The 15,674-nt window shown below is 61.8% G+C and carries 24 protein-coding genes and 1 tRNA gene; 11 read left to right on the top strand and 14 right to left on the bottom strand.

Annotated features, from left to right (window positions below; all coding sequences use genetic code 11):
* The first annotated feature begins 1 nt into the window (after window position 1).
* From AACL56_RS23845 to AACL56_RS23820, 6 genes are all read left to right on the top strand, one after another.
* A complete protein-coding gene (locus AACL56_RS23845; protein WP_339092271.1) occupies window positions 2-907 on the top strand; it encodes a PP2C family protein-serine/threonine phosphatase in 906 nt (301 codons plus the stop codon).
* A gap of 157 nt (window positions 908-1,064) precedes the next feature.
* On the top strand, window positions 1,065-1,796 hold the full coding sequence (gene rph / locus AACL56_RS23840) for a ribonuclease PH (RefSeq protein WP_339092270.1): 732 nt from the start codon (window positions 1,065-1,067) through the stop codon (window positions 1,794-1,796).
* Between the two features lie 49 nt (window positions 1,797-1,845).
* Window positions 1,846-2,445, top strand: coding sequence for an RdgB/HAM1 family non-canonical purine NTP pyrophosphatase (gene rdgB, locus AACL56_RS23835; protein ID WP_339092269.1), 600 nt, complete (start codon window positions 1,846-1,848; stop codon window positions 2,443-2,445).
* Between the two features lie 2 nt (window positions 2,446-2,447).
* Complete coding sequence (hemW, locus tag AACL56_RS23830) at window positions 2,448-3,710, top strand: radical SAM family heme chaperone HemW (protein WP_339092268.1); 1,263 nt, start codon at window positions 2,448-2,450, stop codon at window positions 3,708-3,710.
* 42 nt (window positions 3,711-3,752) lie between these two features.
* Window positions 3,753-3,840: transfer RNA gene (locus AACL56_RS23825), tRNA-Ser, on the top strand.
* A 159-nt stretch (window positions 3,841-3,999) separates the two neighbouring features.
* A complete protein-coding gene (locus AACL56_RS23820; protein ID WP_339092267.1) occupies window positions 4,000-5,142 on the top strand; it encodes a tyrosine-type recombinase/integrase in 1,143 nt (380 codons plus the stop codon).
* Between the two features lie 7 nt (window positions 5,143-5,149).
* Here AACL56_RS23820 and AACL56_RS23815 read toward each other — a convergent pair whose 3' ends face one another.
* The 8 genes from AACL56_RS23815 to AACL56_RS23780 form a co-directional block, all read right to left on the bottom strand.
* A complete protein-coding gene (locus AACL56_RS23815; protein WP_339092266.1) occupies window positions 5,150-7,270 on the bottom strand; it encodes a P-loop ATPase, Sll1717 family in 2,121 nt (706 codons plus the stop codon).
* 231 nt (window positions 7,271-7,501) lie between these two features.
* Complete coding sequence (locus tag AACL56_RS23810; protein WP_339092265.1) at window positions 7,502-7,762, bottom strand: hypothetical protein; 261 nt, start codon at window positions 7,760-7,762, stop codon at window positions 7,502-7,504.
* Between the two features lie 64 nt (window positions 7,763-7,826).
* Window positions 7,827-8,465 (bottom strand): HD domain-containing protein, encoded by a 639-nt coding sequence (locus tag AACL56_RS23805; protein ID WP_339092264.1) that lies wholly within the window; start codon window positions 8,463-8,465, stop codon window positions 7,827-7,829.
* On the bottom strand, window positions 8,462-8,659 hold the full coding sequence (locus tag AACL56_RS23800; protein WP_339092262.1) for a hypothetical protein: 198 nt from the start codon (window positions 8,657-8,659) through the stop codon (window positions 8,462-8,464). The genes AACL56_RS23805 and AACL56_RS23800 overlap by 4 nt, the downstream gene beginning before the upstream one ends.
* Window positions 8,660-8,681: 22 nt before the next feature.
* Complete coding sequence (locus tag AACL56_RS23795) at window positions 8,682-9,023, bottom strand: hypothetical protein (protein ID WP_339092260.1); 342 nt, start codon at window positions 9,021-9,023, stop codon at window positions 8,682-8,684.
* A complete protein-coding gene (locus AACL56_RS23790; protein ID WP_339092259.1) occupies window positions 9,020-9,190 on the bottom strand; it encodes a hypothetical protein in 171 nt (56 codons plus the stop codon). Before AACL56_RS23790 ends, AACL56_RS23795 begins: the two co-directional genes overlap by 4 nt.
* Complete coding sequence (locus tag AACL56_RS23785) at window positions 9,187-9,309, bottom strand: hypothetical protein (protein WP_339092258.1); 123 nt, start codon at window positions 9,307-9,309, stop codon at window positions 9,187-9,189. The genes AACL56_RS23790 and AACL56_RS23785 overlap by 4 nt, the downstream gene beginning before the upstream one ends.
* Window positions 9,310-9,358: 49 nt before the next feature.
* A complete protein-coding gene (locus tag AACL56_RS23780; protein ID WP_339092256.1) occupies window positions 9,359-9,631 on the bottom strand; it encodes a hypothetical protein in 273 nt (90 codons plus the stop codon).
* A gap of 68 nt (window positions 9,632-9,699) precedes the next feature.
* On the opposite strand from AACL56_RS23780, the gene AACL56_RS23775 reads away from it, so the two are divergent.
* Window positions 9,700-10,008 (top strand): hypothetical protein, encoded by a 309-nt coding sequence (locus AACL56_RS23775; protein ID WP_339092255.1) that lies wholly within the window; start codon window positions 9,700-9,702, stop codon window positions 10,006-10,008.
* 62 nt (window positions 10,009-10,070) lie between these two features.
* On the opposite strand, the gene AACL56_RS23770 is transcribed toward AACL56_RS23775, so the two are convergent.
* The 5 genes from AACL56_RS23770 to AACL56_RS23750 form a co-directional block, all read right to left on the bottom strand.
* A complete protein-coding gene (locus AACL56_RS23770) occupies window positions 10,071-10,265 on the bottom strand; it encodes a hypothetical protein (protein WP_339092254.1) in 195 nt (64 codons plus the stop codon).
* A complete protein-coding gene (locus AACL56_RS23765) occupies window positions 10,262-10,612 on the bottom strand; it encodes a hypothetical protein (protein WP_339092253.1) in 351 nt (116 codons plus the stop codon). The genes AACL56_RS23770 and AACL56_RS23765 overlap by 4 nt, the downstream gene beginning before the upstream one ends.
* Before the next feature lie 3 nt (window positions 10,613-10,615).
* Window positions 10,616-10,870 carry a hypothetical protein gene (locus AACL56_RS23760; protein WP_339092252.1) on the bottom strand — a complete coding sequence of 85 codons (255 nt, stop codon included), beginning with the start codon at window positions 10,868-10,870 and terminating at the stop codon, window positions 10,616-10,618.
* Window positions 10,871-11,041: 171 nt separating this feature from the next.
* Complete coding sequence (locus AACL56_RS23755) at window positions 11,042-11,746, bottom strand: HNH endonuclease signature motif containing protein (RefSeq protein WP_339092251.1); 705 nt, start codon at window positions 11,744-11,746, stop codon at window positions 11,042-11,044.
* 19 nt (window positions 11,747-11,765) lie between these two features.
* Window positions 11,766-12,485 carry an XRE family transcriptional regulator gene (locus AACL56_RS23750; protein WP_339092250.1) on the bottom strand — a complete coding sequence of 240 codons (720 nt, stop codon included), beginning with the start codon at window positions 12,483-12,485 and terminating at the stop codon, window positions 11,766-11,768.
* Window positions 12,486-12,567: 82 nt separating this feature from the next.
* Here AACL56_RS23750 and AACL56_RS23745 point away from each other — a divergent pair, with 82 nt between their 5' ends.
* Window positions 12,568-12,807, top strand: a complete 240-nt coding sequence (locus tag AACL56_RS23745) for a helix-turn-helix transcriptional regulator (protein ID WP_339092249.1) — start codon at window positions 12,568-12,570, stop codon at window positions 12,805-12,807.
* Between the two features lie 23 nt (window positions 12,808-12,830).
* Here the strand turns inward: AACL56_RS23745 and AACL56_RS23740 are convergent, their stop codons facing one another.
* Window positions 12,831-13,124, bottom strand: a complete 294-nt coding sequence (locus tag AACL56_RS23740; protein WP_339092248.1) for a hypothetical protein — start codon at window positions 13,122-13,124, stop codon at window positions 12,831-12,833.
* On the opposite strand from AACL56_RS23740, the gene AACL56_RS23735 reads away from it, so the two are divergent.
* From AACL56_RS23735 to AACL56_RS23725, 3 genes are read left to right on the top strand one after another with little or no spacing between them, the layout of a single operon-like run.
* The gene (locus tag AACL56_RS23735) at window positions 13,123-13,653 is read left to right on the top strand and encodes a phage regulatory CII family protein (RefSeq protein WP_339092247.1); all 531 of its coding nucleotides are present in this window, start codon (window positions 13,123-13,125) and stop codon (window positions 13,651-13,653) included. The two genes, AACL56_RS23740 and AACL56_RS23735, sit on opposite strands and share 2 nt — an antisense overlap.
* A gap of 40 nt (window positions 13,654-13,693) precedes the next feature.
* A complete protein-coding gene (locus AACL56_RS23730) occupies window positions 13,694-14,611 on the top strand; it encodes a helix-turn-helix domain-containing protein (RefSeq protein ID WP_339092245.1) in 918 nt (305 codons plus the stop codon).
* The gene (locus AACL56_RS23725) at window positions 14,602-15,387 is read left to right on the top strand and encodes a hypothetical protein (protein WP_425337041.1); all 786 of its coding nucleotides are present in this window, start codon (window positions 14,602-14,604) and stop codon (window positions 15,385-15,387) included. The genes AACL56_RS23730 and AACL56_RS23725 overlap by 10 nt, the downstream gene beginning before the upstream one ends.
* Window positions 15,388-15,674 lie beyond the last annotated feature (287 nt).

Here is a 15,674-nt window from a genome sequence, read left to right as displayed (position 1 = left end):
CATGAAATTCTCCGTCTTCCAGGTCAGCCGCAAGGGCGGTCGCGTCAAGAACGAAGACCGCATGGGCTATTGCTACACGCGGGAGTCGGGGCTGTTCGTGCTGGCGGACGGCATGGGCGGACACCCGGAGGGCGAAGTCGCCGCGCAGCTCGCGCTGCAGACCATCGCTGCGCTCTACCAGCGCGAGGCGCGCCCGACCGTGAAGGACGTGAAGTCGTTCCTGGCCGAATCGGCGATGGCCGCGCACCAGCAGATCATGCGGTACGCCAGCCACAAGGCCATGCTCGACACCCCGCGCACCACCGTGGTCGCGGCCGTGCTGCAGAACACCACCGCCACCTGGATGCACTGCGGCGACTCGCGGTTGTACGTCGTACGCGACGGCCGCCTGCTCGTGCGCACGCGCGACCATTCGCATGCCGAGCGCCCCAAGCCCACGGCTTCCGACGCGCCCGTCAACCGCAACCTGCTGCTCACCTGCCTGGGTTCGCCCACCACGCCGCTGTTCGACGTGTCGGCCCCCATGCCGCTTCAGCGCGGCGACCGCATCATGCTGTGCTCCGACGGCGTCTGGGGCGTTCTCGACGAGGAAACCATCGTCCACACGCTTTCCTCGGGCAAGCCCGTGTCCGATGCCGCCCCCGACCTCGCCGAGATGGCACTGCGAAAGGGCGGTAGCCACAGCGACAACGTCACGCTCATCGCGCTCGAATGGGAAATGCCCGACAGCGCCGACGACCGCAGCGGCGTGTCCACCGAGACCATCGAAGACGGCGTGTTCGCCTCGACCATCCAGGCCGGCATGCCCTCCGACAGCGAGATCGACGACCTCGACGAAGATGCGATCGAGCGTTCGATCGCCGAGATCAACGAAGCCATCCGCCGTTCGGCCGCACGCAAGAGCTAGATGACCTCCAGTCTGCGCGCACCTCGCACATTCCGCGTCGCTGCGCCAACCCTCTTCCAGGGCAAGGCGTCAACGATCCGGCAAAGCCGGTTCCGTGGCGCTTCCCGACCAGACCGCTGAGAAGCGGCAAGCCTTTTTTCTTTCTTGGGTTTCAACAATGACTGCTTTCACACGAAGCGGCGGCCGCGCCGCTGACCAGTTGCGTCCGGTGCGCATCACCCGCGGCTTCACCATCCATGCCGAGGGCTCGGTGCTCATCGAGTTCGGCCAGACCCGCGTGCTGTGCACCGCGTCGATCGAAGAAAAGGTGCCGCCGCACAAGAAGGGCAGCGGCGAAGGCTGGGTGACCGCCGAATACGGCATGCTGCCGCGCGCCACCCACACCCGCAGCAGCCGCGAGGCCGCCAAGGGCAAGCAGACCGGGCGCACGCAGGAAATCCAGCGCCTCATCGGCCGCTCGATGCGTGCGGTGTTCGACCTGGCCGCACTGGGCGAACGCACCATCCATCTCGACTGCGACGTGCTGCAGGCCGACGGCGGCACGCGCACCGCGGCCATCACCGGCGCATTCGTGGCCGCGCAGGACGCCGTCAACAAGCTGCTGGCTGCCGGCACCCTGAAGGCGTCGCCCATCAAGGGCCACGTCGCCGCCATCTCGGTGGGCATCGTCGGCGGCACGCCGCTGCTCGACCTCGAGTACACCGAAGACTCCGCCTGCGACACCGACATGAACGTCGTCATGACCGGCGCCGGCCATTTCGTCGAAGTGCAGGGCACGGCCGAAGGAGTTGCGTTCACGCGCGACGAAATGAACATCCTGCTCGGCTTGGCCGAGAAGGGCATCGGCGAACTCGTCACCCTGCAGCAGCAGGCCTTGCTATCGAACTAACAGCTACTGGCGCCCGTCGAACGGGCGTCGCAGCCACTTTTGACTGTCTATGAAACTGGTTCTGGCTTCCAACAACGCGGGCAAGCTCGCCGAGCTCCAGCAACTGTTCGCCGAGCTGGCCGTCACCCTGGTGCCGCAGTCGGCGCTGGGTGTGGGCGAGGCTGAGGAACCCTTCCGCACCTTCGTGGAAAACGCGCTGACCAAGGCGCGTCATGCCAGCGCCGCCACCGGCCTGCCGGCCATGGCCGACGACGCCGGCCTGTGCGTCGACGCTTTCGGCGGCCTCCCGGGCGTCGACACGGCTTACTACGCCACGCAGTTCGGCTATGCCAAGGGCGATGCCAACAACGTGAGGGCGCTGCTCGAGCAGCTGCAGGGCGTGGTCAATCGCCGCGCCGCGCTCGTGAGCACGCTGGTGGCGCTGCGCAGCCACGACGATCCCGAGCCGCTCATCGCCGTCGGCCGCGTGGTCGGCGAGATCGCATCCGAGCCGATTGGCGACAACGGCTTCGGCTTCGACCCCGTCATGTACCTGCCGAGCTTCGGCAAGACCTTTGCCCAACTGTCGCCCGAAGTGAAGAACGCCAACAGCCACCGCGGCCGCGCTGCGCAGGCCATGCTGGCGTTGATGCGCGATCGCTGGTTGTAGCCATGGCCACCGTGTTCCCGATCCAGCCGGCGCAACCCACGGGGGCGCCGCTGGCCAACGACGTGCTGCACTGGATGCGGCCCGGCCCGCTGCAACTGTCGGCGCTGCCGCCGCTGTCGCTGTACATCCACCTGCCGTGGTGCCTGCGCAAGTGCCCTTATTGCGACTTCAATTCGCACGAATGGCGCGCTGCCAGCGAGGCCGACATCGACGGCATCCCCGAGCAGGCCTACATCGATGCGCTGGTGGCCGACCTCGACGCCGCGCTGCCGCTCATCTGGGGCCGCAGCGTGCACACCATCTTCATCGGCGGCGGCACGCCCAGCCTGTTCTCGCCGCAGGCCATCGATCGCCTGCTCGGTGATGTGCGCGCGCGCCTCAAGCTCACGCCCGACTGCGAAATCACCCTCGAGGCCAACCCCGGCACCTTCGAACGCAACCGCTTCCGCGCCTATCGTGCGGCCGGTGTCACGCGCCTGTCGGTGGGCGTGCAGAGCTTCAACGACGAGCACCTGAAGGCGCTGGGCCGCGTGCACGACCGCGCGCAGGCCATTGCTGCGCTCGAGGAGGCCGCGAGCACCTTCGACACCTTCAACCTCGACCTGATGTATGCGCTGCCCGGCCAGACCATGGAAGGCCTCGACGCCGACCTGACCCAGGCCCTGGCGCTCGCGCCGCCGCACATCTCGATCTACCACCTGACCATCGAACCCAACACCTGGTTCGCCAAGTTCCCGCCCGCTCTGCCCGAGGACGACATCGCCTACGCCATGCTCGATCGCATCACCGAGCGCACCGGCGGCGCCGGCATGTCGCGCTACGAGGTCTCGGCCTATGCGCGCGAAGGGCACCAGTGCGCGCACAACCTCAACTACTGGCAGTTCGGCGACTACCTGGGCATCGGTGCCGGCGCCCACAGCAAACTGAGCTTTGCGCATCGCATCGTGCGCCAGGTTCGCTACCGCGAGCCGAGGCTCTACATGGACAACGCACGCGCGGGCGCCGCAGTGTCACAGAGCGACGAGGTGGCACTGGCCGACCTGCCCTTCGAGTTCATGCTCAATGCGCTGAGGCTGAAGCAGGGCTTCACGTTGCCGCAGTTCAGCGAACGCACCGGCTTGGCGATGACGTCCATCCAGCGTGGCCTGGAGGAGGCCGAGCGCAAGGGGCTCGTGGCGCGCGATCTGTTCCGCGTGTGGCCGACCGAACGCGGGCTGGATTTCTTGAGCGATCTGCAGGCGATGTTCCTGCCTGACGACGACTGACATCGATGCGGTTCGGCGAGGCGGCTTAGAATCGCCGGCTCCGGAGAGTTGGGTGAGTGGTTTAAACCAGCAGTCTTGAAAACTGCCGACGTGAAAGCGTCCGTGAGTTCGAATCTCACACTCTCCGCCAGAATCGATCCCTGGCAGTTTTCAAAAGTCCCGCGCAGCCCCTGCGACGGGACTTTTTCATTGGGGGAAGCGTCTTTTTCGGTCTCGAAAGGTCCGATAGGAATCCTCGCCAGCCGGCTTCCGAACATGGCATCAATCATGGTATTTTCTTGTCGATACCATGACACTCACCGTTAAAGCTGTTGATGCGGCCAAGCCGCGCGAGAAGGCGTACAAATTGGCGGATGCCCACGGCCTCTACCTCTATGTTTCGCCCAAGGGTGCAAAGAGCTGGCGAGCCAATTACGCGGAAGCCGGAAAGCAGAAGACGAGGACGTACGGCCTCTACCCTGGGGTGAGCCTGGCCGAGGCGAGAAAGGCCCATTCGGCGGGGCGTGAAGAGGTTCCAGCGCCAAAGCTGGCGCCGACGTTCGAGACGGTCATGCGCGATTGGCTGAAGGCGAAGCTGCCGACGCTTTCGAACGGCAAGCATCAGATTCAGGTCGCGAACACCTTGGAGCGCTATGCGCTGCCGTTTCTCGGCAAGCTTCCTATCAACGCCGTTCCGCGGTCAGAGCTGGTGAAGGTGGTCCGCGCAGCTCAGGAGGGCGGAAAGATCGAAACGGGGCACCGCGTCGCGAGCCGTATTTCGGCAGTTTTCGACCACGCGCAGGACATCGGACTGATAGAGCAGCACGGTGCGGCCGGCCTCACGCGCGTGCTCGTTGCGCGCAAAACGAAGAAACCGATGGCAAGCATTCCACCGGAAGAGGCCGGAGCGCTGATGCGCGCCATCGATGGGTATGACGACTCGGTAACCCGGCTCGGGTTGCTACTGCTCGCGCACACCTTTGTCCGCGTTGGCGAGTTGCGAGGGATGCTTTGGGGGGAGCTGAAAGAAAGCGGTGCGGTTTGGGTCGTGCCTGAGACGCGCATGAAGATGCGCATGCCGCATGTCGTGCCTCTCTCGCGACAGGCACAGTCGATCCTTGCAAAGCTGCGCGAGATGAGCGGCGATGGTGCGCTCGTGCTCGATTCGCCCATTCATCCGGGGCACCCGCTTTCTGAGAACACCTTTCTCTTTGCGCTGTATCGGCTCGGCTACCGTGGGCGAATGACGGCCCATGGGTTTCGCGCCTTGGCTTCGACGGTGCTCAATGAGCGATCGGGTTTCCCTCATGACGTGATAGAGCGGCAGTTGGCGCACAAGGAAACAGACGCCGTTCGTGCTGCTTACAACCGTGCCGAATACTTGGTGCAACGCAGAGAACTGATGCAGTGGTGGTCAAATTGGCTTGAGACGGCTGCGGTGTCGCAGCTCTAATCTGCTATCAGCGCCTTCGCCCTGGCGGACGGCCCTTGCTTCGTGCGCGACTCGATGGTTGGCTGAAATAGAGGCGCTCGTAGTCGTCAAGCAACGAAAACAGGGCTCTGTCTCCGGCATCGTGCTTCTGTGGATTTCGCAGTTTCCCCAAAATGTCGGAAATGAACTTCCCTGAGAGACGCACAATCACCTTTTTGTGTTCGTAATAGATTGATCTAACCCAGGTCAGGTCTCTATCTTTTTCTAAGTTTGCGTTCCAATCTCGGGAAATGATGAAACCTAAATTGCCGTATGGACCAGATAGATATGACAACGTTTGTCGATAGTCTTCTAAAGTCGGTCCTTCGTAATTTTTTATCTCGAAGATTACTTGGCGCGTTGAGTAATCGCTCTGAATTCGGTTCCAAAATCCGGTCTGTGCTAAATTTGTCCCAACAATGTCGCGACGATTTACTGAGTCCTTATTTGGATGAAGTGCGATATTGTCGAGACGGCCAGCAAAACAGATTTTTAGCGCGTCTAGACACCACTGTTCGAATTCGACAGCTCCATCAGTCCCAGCGGGAATGTTGCTGTACTCCGTAATGAGGCGGCCTAATCTTTGATTTCTCAGTTCTGGCGTGACGGATGCGACCTTAATTTCATACTCATCATTGATATCTGTCGCTTCGTCAGGGTTCAGCGTGCTGCGTGTTAGATTTAGGGCCATCCAATAACAGGGATGAATGAGCAGTTTTTGTCCCGGCTGAAATTCGGTTTCGGGCCTGCGACCGTCGTGAGAGAACACGTAAGATCCTGATCCGGCGTCGAACATTCCGAAAAATCCAATTCCATATAGCGCACGAATTAGGTCTTCGGGTTGTGAAAATATTGCGAGTTCTGTCGAGCTTTCGAGTGACTTAGGATTGCCCAATACTTCCATAAGAAGTTCGCAAGCTTCAGCTAGGGGCACTTCGGGACTGCGATTTGCAAACACGGAAATCGAGGAGTCGATTGATGGGAATATGTGGCGATATTCTTTGTGAAGATCGTCCAATCGGTTCGTCGAGATAGTTTTGGCCGACTTCTCAAGATCTTCTAGTGAAATAGTAGTGACCGCGGCGGACAAATCTCGCTTGCTCGCGTTTTCAAAGGCCGAATTTAAAAGTATTAATATGTCGCGCGGTCGATATAGCGTGAATTTCAGGCACTGGCGAAACCCGTCGTCGCCTTGCAGATCGTGGGCCGTGTAGCGACTCCATAGGCGCTTATTGTTTTGGGTGGTATCGGCGAATGCCGACCTTATTCGATTGCATACGAGGTAAAACAGATTGGTCGCGTCCCAATGCAGTCTAAGCGTCTGACCCTCGATATTCCTCGTGAAATCTTGATCGTAGTGCGCAACGGCTCTAAAGATATTGTCGCGCAGGAAGACGAGCGGTTTTATTGCGCCTTTGAAGGCCGTGCTGACATCGATGGCGGCGTTCAGAGCGCCATCGATAAAAGCAACGTTGGAATTGTCGGGGTCAAATCCTTCGTCCAGACGATCAACCAGGACGTGAACCTTGTAGGTTGCGTTGTTCAGGATGCTTTTAAGTTCGCGTTCAATCGCTTTTTCCTCTAATGCATCGACCAAAATCCCAATTGCCTCGTCGGGCGTCACTGCGGGAGTGATTAGCCGTTTTAGAAGTGAACGAATCTTTTCGAAGAAAGATAGATCAGCCCGTCCCCAATCCTTGAGGTGCTTTGCGAGGATTTCGGATTGAGTGATTGATTCTTTTGTCTTGTATCTGGACGATAGTTTCTGAGCGATTTCCAGCATCAGCCCGTAGCGCCAGATTAGCCGGCAGGAGCCCCGAATCGAAAGGAATCGTGACCCGGTGCGGGCTATCAGCGGCGCCAACGCCAGAGTGTGATGTTCCTCTGGTTCAACGAGGATAAGGACCGAGGCCTTCGGGTCTGACCACTGCTTCTGTAGCCTATAGGTTAGGGCGCTCTTGCCTGTGCCGCGCCTTCCAACAACCACGACTTTGTCGTCGGATTCGAGCAAAGATAAATAGTCTGGCGTCTCGTAAAAGGCCCGCGACAACATTGCGTGATCGGCTTCTGCACGAATGTCACCGAGCGGGTTCGTCAGCGTCTTGGCCATTGCGTCCTCGAAAGTTCGCATGATCATAGTTGCCGCGGCCCTGACTTCATGCGGCCGCTGAGGTCGTGGCGAGCTTCGCCGCGTGGGACTCGAACTTGGTGGTGCTTTGCTCGTGCTGCTGTCAAGGCGGGGAATCGAAGGCAACGCGCTTATGGGCCTTGATCGCTCTGCAGCGCGTTTCGAACCTTGATAGCGCCCACTCCCTCCAGTCCGCATCGATTCCGCCGGTGTTTAGACTGGCGTGTCGCGGTGTGAACCGACGTTGACGAACGTGCGTAGATCTGAAACACGCCAGCGAGTGATTCCCGCAATCTTCACCGGTTGGGGAAGCTGCTTCAGCTTAACTTTGTTCCAGAATGTCGAGCGGCCCATGGATAACATCTTCGCCGCCTCTACTGCAGGGACGAGAAGTTTTTCGTTCATTTGAATTTCCTGATTTTTGGTTGCGTAGATCGTGGGAATGTCATCGTTGCGATGATTCGGCGTGTTCATAGGGTTCGCTTGCTTGCGAGGGGTGTGCGGTGATGTCAAACGGCTGTGTCCGTAGTGACCGTCGCTAGTCACCAGAGAACGCCCGCAATTTGCGAAAGCGATTGCAAAAGCGCTCGCGCCAATCCTTCCACGTTGCGGCCTCGCGCTCGGGCGCGTCAAGGCGAACCCAGTCGGCCGGCGCGACCGGCTGCAGCGTGTTGTCGCCGAGCACGGGCCACGGCATATGCCGCGATGCGTCGTAGGGCGTCAGGTCGCGGCGGGCGGTGGCGAGTGCCTGCAGGTCAATGGAGCGCAAAAACTCGCGATGCCCGGCGAACACTGACAGAAGCTTGAAGTGCTCGCGCACGCCCTTGGCATGTTCGGCTTCGAAGGCGTGCCATGCGCTGACGCCGAAGGCCATGCTGTAGCTGTTCACGGCCTGCTTGGCCGGGCTGATGAGGTCGTTTGTGTAAGCCTCGTGCGCGTCGTGCAGCAAGGCTGCCATCTGCACGAACACCGAGGCGCCGGCGCGCTCCGCGATGTCGCAGCATAGGAGGCTGTGCTCGGCCACGCTGTAGGGGCGCGATGTGGCCCCGTTGAACTGGGCGACGATAGCGAGATGATGCGCCACGTCGTTGATGTCCACGGGGCGGCCGCATGCGCCGTAGGCGGTGGGGCCGGCGAGGTGGTACTCGGCGCCACTGGCGGTCAGCATCCACGTCATCGCGTGCTCTCCGACTGCTGTTGCAGGCTGCGGTCGAGCAGGGCGGCGCGGCGGTCATTGAACACCTTTTTGAAGTGCTGCCCCGAGCGTTCGTCGAAGGGATAGCTGCAAGCGAAGTTGAGCGAGTGGCCGGCCTCGGCCGCCTCCTTCGCTTCGCGCTCGATCTTGTCGAGCGACACGATGGGAAAGTCCATGAAGTCTCCGAGGAATGAGTGGTTACGCGGCGTGGGCCGGCGCGGGGGCGCGTGCGGGCAGCAGCTCGCACGAGGTGATGGCGGCGTGGATTTCGGGGGCGTGGGCACCTGGCATCGAGCGGGGGTTCGTGAGCACCAGGCGCAGGGCGTCGCCGGCCTTCAGGCTGCGATGCTTCGAGCGCCATACTTCTGCCTCGGGGCCGGTCCAGCGCACGACGTAGACCTCGACTGCTCGGGGGCCTTGGTTGTCTACGACGCGCATCTTCAGGACGAAGGCGCCGTCGTTGTTCGTGTGCTCGCTGACGGCGGGCCGCGTGGGGTGGTCTTTGCCCACAAAGAAGAGCCCTGTCGTGGTGGTCGTCATTGCTGCGGACCTCGCTGCATCTCGGCGCGGATACGCTTGAAGGTTTTGCGGATGTCGGTGGCGACGGCCGGCGTGTATTGAAAGCGGCCATCGGCGAGGCCGCCGACCGGGCCGGTGCGCTGCGACTGCTTGGGCCGACGCGGGCGAGGGGAGGTAATCACGATCATGGAGTGCTCCAGCCGTAGACGCACATCGCGGCGAGCACGATGGGCAGGACGATGAAGACCGCCAGCGCTGCAGCGGTCGCGATGAAGCCCGGAGCGGGCGCGACAGGCGATGTCCTCATGAGGCCATCGCCGGTATCGTGGAGAGAGGTCGAGCGCATGGCCGGCCTTTCAGAAGGGGCAGGCCGCAAGGGCGCGGCCCGGGGTGGTGAGGGCGATTTCGAGCGCGATTTCGAACACCTCTTCGTCGGAGGCGCCGTGCCGGCTCGCGAGCAAGGCCGCGCTCTTCGGATTGCGCTCGCAGTACGGCGAGCCCGGGCGGTGCTCGTAGTGGTATCCGCCGCACCGGCAGAGCCGATGTCCGGTCGCGCGCAAGTGCTGCGTGAACAGGCCGTAGCTGCGGCGCCGCGTGCGGCACTCGGGGCAGCGATAGAGGAACGTCATGCAGCGCCCTTTCCGGCCTGTGGGGCTGGGTGCGATAAAGTCTCGTCCGCAGCTACTGGAGCCGTTTCATGCAAGTGCAGATCGTTGGATTCCCTTGGTTCACGCGCGAGACATTCCCCGTCCTTCGCGCCATGTGCGAGGACGGCAACAAACTCCATCGGACCTACGATGAGTGGCTGCGCGCAGCCGAAACCGGCAGCAAATCGTTCGAGGCAAAAGGATGCAAGGTCTTCCGCGTAAACCTTGACCCTGAGCAGTTCCCCAAGTGGTGCAAAGCCCAAGGGCTGAAGCTCGACTCCAACGGCCGAAGCCGCTATGCGAGCTTCGTCGCTGCCCAGTTGGCGACCGGGGGCGGTCTGAGCTCCACCGTGCAGTAGGGTGCAGCCGTGGATGGCGCATCGCACGCCACACGCAAACGCCGCTGTGTTCTCGGCCGTGCTCACGATTTCACCTGGCGCAGCGAAAAGTTGACGTTCGCCAGCGCGTCGTGGAGCGGGGTTGTCACGAGCGAGCCATAGCCGGCTTCCTGATAGCTGGCGATTGCCTCCGCGATGGCCTTCGCTGCTAGGGCTGCTGCAAGCTGCGCCTTCAGTTCGGCAACGCTTGCGACGGTGACCTGACGCGGGGCGCTCACGCGTCACCTCGCGCGATGAGATTCAGGGCGTTGATTTCGCTGTTGAGTGCGCGAGCGCGCTCGGCGAATTCGGCCGCGGCCGGGTGGGCGGGCTCGCCCTCGGTGTAGGCCGTGACGGTCGCATCGGCAATGCCCGGAAGGCTGATGCTGCCGAGCTTCAGCGCCTTGTTGGCGAGCGGCACGCCGATGGCTTGCCAATTCGCAACGCCGGCGGCGCTGCAGCGGTAGAACGCCTGGCGCCGGCCGCGGATAGTTCGAACCCAGATGTCCACGCGCGCCGCATTGACGGCTGCGTGACGGGCTGCGGCGCGGCTGTCGCTCGCGTGGTTGATCTGTGCGCGTGCCACGCTTCAGCCCTCGATGCGGATCGCTTCGATCACCGGGCAACCGGTGACTTTCTGCGCGAGCTCGACGGCCTGCTCGGCATTCGCCGCACGGAACTGCACGAAAGGTGCGGCGCCGGTGTCCGAGGGATTCAGGTGGCCGAAAGTATCGCGTGGCGTGTAGCTGCAGCGATAACGACGGGAGCTGTCAGCCGTTGCACCTGATGCAAGCGCGGGGCGGTGCGCAGCTCGCTGAGGGTGATTGCGTCCAGTGAGATACATGTCCATCTCCAAGTTGGGATGAACAAATAGTAGCGTTGCTGCTTTTAAAGATCAATAGCAATGCTGCTGGCGTTACAAAATAAAGTAGCAGGGCTGCTTTTTTGAGGTCTGTCTCTTCAGCCCAGCCGGTCATGTGCGCCTTGATATCAACCTATCGGGCGCACGCGATGACTACTCGCGCTTGAATTCCTCTGCCCGATGGTGCGCCATGTATTTCTCGTGCTCGGGCTTCAGCGCGATCTTCATCGCAGGCGTGATCCCAAGCTTGGCGGCCTCGGTAAGGAGGGGGGAGAGACGAATAGATCCACTCGTCTCAAACGTGATGAAGCCCTTGTCGAACGCCTTGTCCAGGTTCGGCGACAGCAGCAGGCCGTTCCATTGATCCAGTCGCTCACTGTTCGTCGATTTTTTCCATGGCTTGATGTGAGACGCAACGAGGAGGCAGGTGTCGCTGAAACCCGTCACTGCACAGCAGGTCCAGTGCAACAGCACTTTGTCTCGGAATGTGCCCTGGCCGATCCGCGACTTGATCAAAGCAGTCTTCTCGGTCGTCGTCGTGGTCGGATCGCTGATGATCTGTTCGAGGTCAGCCTGCACGTCGTCGCTTCCATTGCTCGCAAGGTATGCGGCGAACTGCGACAGCGTGGCGCTGTACATGTGATGCCCACGCGCGTTTCGCTCTTTGAAGACGGGCAGTTCTTGGATGCTTGGGGAAAGGGCGCCGAGGGCCGACGAACTGGTCAATGCGGTCAAAGGACCTGAGATCAGGCCGCCATCCATCGCCCATTCAGACAGTGAGCCACGGAGTGCTCCGTCGTAGCTCCTCGCTGAGGATTTCGACAGCCCTTTGTGAATCATCCAATCGTAAAAGTTCATGTGAAAGCAATGTGGCTGGCTACAGCTTTGCGCCCATCCAAACGGCTCGACCGATGATGTGAACGTGGTGGCTGTTGTCGATGGGAATGTCAGGGTTCCCGTCCGGATTGTCAGAGCGAGCAACCCATCCGGATGTCGATTGGACAAGTCGCTTGACGATCAGATCGTCACCGTACGACATCGCAAAGATAGAACCGGTGCGAGGTTCACGGTTGCGGGTGTTCACCAGCAACACTGCGCCGTCCACGATGGTTGGCTCCATGCTCGTGCCTGTGACGTGAACGATACGAGCTGAATCCTTTGAGGCGCCGAACGATGAAAGAAAGTCGCGACGAAATTGAAGCGAACCTTCAACTTCGGCGACGACTGCTGCAGCGCCTGGGCCGGCCGAGAGGCGAACCGTCAAACGTTGAACTGGCACGAATTCCGAATCCACATCTGACGCCGGGTGTGGCCCTATAGCCTGAGCTGCACCGGCGATTTGAGCGGCAATGGTTGGGCTGAACCGGTCGATGGGTACGTTCAGCCCGCGAGAGAAATTTGTGGCTTGCTCGATGTTGAGCGGGCGACGGCCGTGCAAGTAATGCCCGAGGTTGGCTTGAGAGCGAAGCCCGAACTTCGCTGCGAAATCGTCTTGCTTCAGCCCTCCCGCAGCCCGGTAAGCCTTGTAGAGGGCGAGCAGGCGCGCTGCGTCTTCGCGCTGCCAGCTTTCGAGAGAGTTGGTGTCATCAGTGTTCACCGGGAAAACTGTAGCGACGCTATTTATGTTGACAAACAGCATCGCTATTAAGCTAACATAGCAGCAAAGCTACTATTCCCATATGCACCACCTGAAACCCATTCGCGAGCGTCTCGGTGTGACGCAACAAGTGCTGGCCGATGGCATCGGATGCACTCAAGGCAACGTCGGTCATTACGAGCGAGGACAGACGCTCCCTCCAGAGATGGCGGCGCGAGTAATTGCGTTTGCTTCTGGGCGCGGTTTGCGCATCGGATACGACCATATTTATGGCGACGTTCCGCTACCGCGCGTGCAGATCCCGGAGCGCGTTGATGGGTAAGGGCTTGCATGGTGTTGGGCTGCTCACGAAAGCCATCCGCTCGACGGCCGTAGCACGTCTACGGCGGGCGAAAGCACGCGCTCGCACAGTTGCTCCATCGCGGCACGCTCACGCGCGGATTGCATGCCATGAGCGGTGGCGCTCTTGTTGGTTATTTCTATCCATGCTGCAACTGTCTCGCGGTTCAGGTCCGGCTCAACCTCCAGCAGCAGTACGAGCTGCTGCAGGAATTGCTCGATGGCGTCGATGCGCTCCGCCAGCGTCGGAGCAGGACTCGCATTCGCGAGGCGTTGACTGTTTTTCTCTGATGTCTGCATGAGAGCGACTATCTCAATCGATGAAGCGCACGGCTATGGCGCTGATGAGCCTGTGCCCGACAAGGTGCGCGGCCACGATGCCGCCGTTGCGGCCTACGACACGGCGCACGGGTACGAAGGCGGCATCGCCTCGCTTGCCAAGCGCATGGGCCAGAACCCCAATACGTTGACCCACAAGGTCAATCTCCAGAACACCACGCATCACCTCACGCTGCGCGATGCCATCGAGCTGCAGTGGCAGAGCCGTGATTTCCGCATCCTGCATGCGATGGCCGATGAGCTGGACCATGTGTGCATCCGCTCGACGCCAGCCCACTCGGAGGGAGACCCGCTCGATACCCTGATGCGCCTGCAGATGGGCTTTGCCGACTACGTGCAGGCGCTGGGCGAGGCGTTGACCCGCCGGCAGGGCGGTGTCTCGCGCAATCAGATGCGCAAGGCCGAGCACCATGCGGCCGAGATCGTCGCGAGCGTGGGACACGCGCTGGCGATGCTGCGCGGCCTGATGCGGGAGGAACCGAAGGCATGAGTGCAGCGATTCCACCTGGCGGGAGAGGGCGCGCGTCTCCATGAGCATCAAGGTTATGTCGATGGTCTTCGACCGCTACCCCTCGGGCGGTATGGAGCGATTGCTCGCGCTCGCGATGGCCGACCATGCCAGCGACGACGGGCGGCGCATCTGGCCGTCCGTGGATGAACTGGCGCGCAAGACGATGCAGAGCCGCAGCAGCGTGCAGCGGCAGATTCGCCGGATGGTCGCGACAGGGTGGCTGATTCAGGTCAAGACGGCGACCGGCCGGCCTGGCGTCACCAACGAATACCGCATCTGCCCCGAGTGGATCGAGGGCGGCGAAGTGCCCGCACCGGAGACGGGTGTCAATTTGACACCCCTCGGCGATGAGCCCCCAGCGGAAGTTATCCACACGGGTGTCAATCTGACACCCCTCGAAAAGCCCGAGAGGGGTGTCACCACAGCCGAGAGGGGTGTCACCAGAGACGAGAGGGGTGTCACAGCTATGACACCCGAATCTTCAGAACCATCAATGAACCATACCCCCCTACCCCCCGGCGGGGGGACGACCGGGTTCGATGAGCTTTTCTCGATCTACCCGAACCACGACAACCGGATGAAGGCGCAACGCCGATACCTCCGGCTCGCGCCGACCACCGCGCTGCAGCAGACCATGCGCTCGGCCATCGAGGCCCAAAGGCTTAGCAAGAGGTGGACGAAGGATGGCGGTGAGTTCGTGCCCGAGTTCGCCACCTGGCTGCGCAACGAGCGTTGGCGGGATGAGCCTCGCGCGGTGGCCCCAGCAGCAGGGCCGTGGCATGAGACCCGGCGTGGCATCGATGCGAAGGCGCGTGAGCTGGGCATCGCGGCATGGGACGAAGCGGCCTTCAACCTCGGGGGCGGCCCGAGCTATCCGGCCTTCACCGAACGGGTGCGCCGTGCAGCGGCAGCAGCAGGGGAGGCGGTATGCGCGTGACGGTGGGTTTCAGCGGCAGCGGTCTCGCCAGCGTGCAGCAGCAGCTCGCGAAGCTGTCCGGTCAGCAGGCGAAGCAAGCTTATGCCGAAGGGCTGAGCGATGGTGGCTTCCGCACGCGGCGGGAGTGGCAGCGCGAAATGCGCGAGCAGTTCGACCGCCCAACGCCGTACATCCTCAAGAGCGTCTACGTGCGCAAGGCCACGCCCGAGCGGCTGAGCGTGGAGATTGAACCGACGTACTTCGGCGGCAAGGGCGTGGACCCGCAGAAGATTCTGCAGGCGCAAGAGTTCGGCGGTGCGCGCAGGGACAAGCGCAGCGAGGCGGCGCTGCGGCGCGTGGGCATCCTGCCCGCCGGCTACCAGACGGCCATTCCTTCGACGCCATTCCCGGGCAGCGATGACGGCCGCGGCAATGTGCGGGGTGGCTTCCTTGTGCGTCTGCTGTCCTACTTCCAAGCGATGGGAGAGCAGGGCTACACGGCCAACATGACGGACAAGCGCAAGGCCCGCTTGCACAAGGGCACCAAGGACCGGGAGGGCGTGCGCTTCTTTGTGTCGTACGGGCGCTTGCGCAGTGGCCCGACACAGCACCTTGCACTTGGCATATGGGCGGCCACGGGCACGCAGGGCGGCGTGGTGCGGCCTGTGCTCATGTTCGTGCGCGATGGCAGCTACGACGCGCGCATCAGCAGCGAGCGTGTGGCCGAGCGTGCAGACCTGCAGGCGTACATCGAGCGACGCATTCGCTACCGCATTCGCAAGCTGGCGGATGAATGAAATCCATCTCACATCTCACTGCATTGCCTATGTCTACACCTACAGTCGTCGAGCTTGTGGAAGTGATCTTCGTCAGCACGTCACGCGGGGACGGCACGCCCACGAATCCAATGCGGTCCGTGTGTCAGTACTGGTCGAAAGACGGGCGCTTGCTTGCTGACACAGATGCGCTCTTCCATTGCCCTGAGTCGGCTTCTTACATGGCGGCCGAGCGCCTCTTTCAACTGCGGCAAGCGGTGACGCCTGAGGCAACCGCAGAGGGGAAGGCATCGTGAGGCTCGCTGACC

The organism is Variovorax paradoxus, from assembly GCF_902712855.1.
In the GTDB taxonomy this organism is placed as follows: domain Bacteria; phylum Pseudomonadota; class Gammaproteobacteria; order Burkholderiales; family Burkholderiaceae_C; genus Variovorax; species Variovorax paradoxus_Q.
Note: the sequence above shows the minus strand (reverse complement) of the source record. Positions and strands in the feature narration are given on the sequence as shown.

Bases quoted from the DNA above. Each gene is read 5' to 3' on its own strand.
- AACL56_RS23780 (WP_339092256.1), bottom strand. From the start codon at position 9,631: ATGACGTTCCTCTATCGCTGCCCCGAGTGCCGCACGCGGCGCCGCAGC.
- AACL56_RS23785 (WP_339092258.1), bottom strand. From the start codon at position 9,309: ATGAGGACATCGCCTGTCGCGCCCGCTCCGGGCTTCATCGCGACCGCT.
- AACL56_RS23845 (WP_339092271.1), top strand. From the start codon at position 2: ATGAAATTCTCCGTCTTCCAGGTCAGCCGCAAGGGCGGTCGCGTCAAG.
- AACL56_RS23815 (WP_339092266.1), bottom strand. From the start codon at position 7,270: ATGGCCAAGACGCTGACGAACCCGCTCGGTGACATTCGTGCAGAAGCC.
- rph (WP_339092270.1), top strand. From the start codon at position 1,065: ATGACTGCTTTCACACGAAGCGGCGGCCGCGCCGCTGACCAGTTGCGT.
- AACL56_RS23755 (WP_339092251.1), bottom strand. From the start codon at position 11,746: ATGAACTTTTACGATTGGATGATTCACAAAGGGCTGTCGAAATCCTCA.
- AACL56_RS23725 (WP_425337041.1), top strand. From the start codon at position 14,602: ATGCGCGTGACGGTGGGTTTCAGCGGCAGCGGTCTCGCCAGCGTGCAG.
- AACL56_RS23795 (WP_339092260.1), bottom strand. From the start codon at position 9,023: ATGACGACCACCACGACAGGGCTCTTCTTTGTGGGCAAAGACCACCCC.
- AACL56_RS23740 (WP_339092248.1), bottom strand. From the start codon at position 13,124: ATGCAGACATCAGAGAAAAACAGTCAACGCCTCGCGAATGCGAGTCCT.
- AACL56_RS23760 (WP_339092252.1), bottom strand. From the start codon at position 10,870: ATGTATCTCACTGGACGCAATCACCCTCAGCGAGCTGCGCACCGCCCC.
- AACL56_RS23735 (WP_339092247.1), top strand. From the start codon at position 13,123: ATGAGAGCGACTATCTCAATCGATGAAGCGCACGGCTATGGCGCTGAT.
- AACL56_RS23820 (WP_339092267.1), top strand. From the start codon at position 4,000: ATGACACTCACCGTTAAAGCTGTTGATGCGGCCAAGCCGCGCGAGAAG.
- AACL56_RS23730 (WP_339092245.1), top strand. From the start codon at position 13,694: ATGAGCATCAAGGTTATGTCGATGGTCTTCGACCGCTACCCCTCGGGC.
- AACL56_RS23790 (WP_339092259.1), bottom strand. From the start codon at position 9,190: ATGATCGTGATTACCTCCCCTCGCCCGCGTCGGCCCAAGCAGTCGCAG.
- rdgB (WP_339092269.1), top strand. From the start codon at position 1,846: ATGAAACTGGTTCTGGCTTCCAACAACGCGGGCAAGCTCGCCGAGCTC.
- AACL56_RS23810 (WP_339092265.1), bottom strand. From the start codon at position 7,762: ATGAACACGCCGAATCATCGCAACGATGACATTCCCACGATCTACGCA.
- AACL56_RS23800 (WP_339092262.1), bottom strand. From the start codon at position 8,659: ATGGACTTTCCCATCGTGTCGCTCGACAAGATCGAGCGCGAAGCGAAG.
- AACL56_RS23745 (WP_339092249.1), top strand. From the start codon at position 12,568: ATGCACCACCTGAAACCCATTCGCGAGCGTCTCGGTGTGACGCAACAA.
- AACL56_RS23775 (WP_339092255.1), top strand. From the start codon at position 9,700: ATGCAAGTGCAGATCGTTGGATTCCCTTGGTTCACGCGCGAGACATTC.
- AACL56_RS23805 (WP_339092264.1), bottom strand. From the start codon at position 8,465: ATGACGTGGATGCTGACCGCCAGTGGCGCCGAGTACCACCTCGCCGGC.
- hemW (WP_339092268.1), top strand. From the start codon at position 2,448: ATGGCCACCGTGTTCCCGATCCAGCCGGCGCAACCCACGGGGGCGCCG.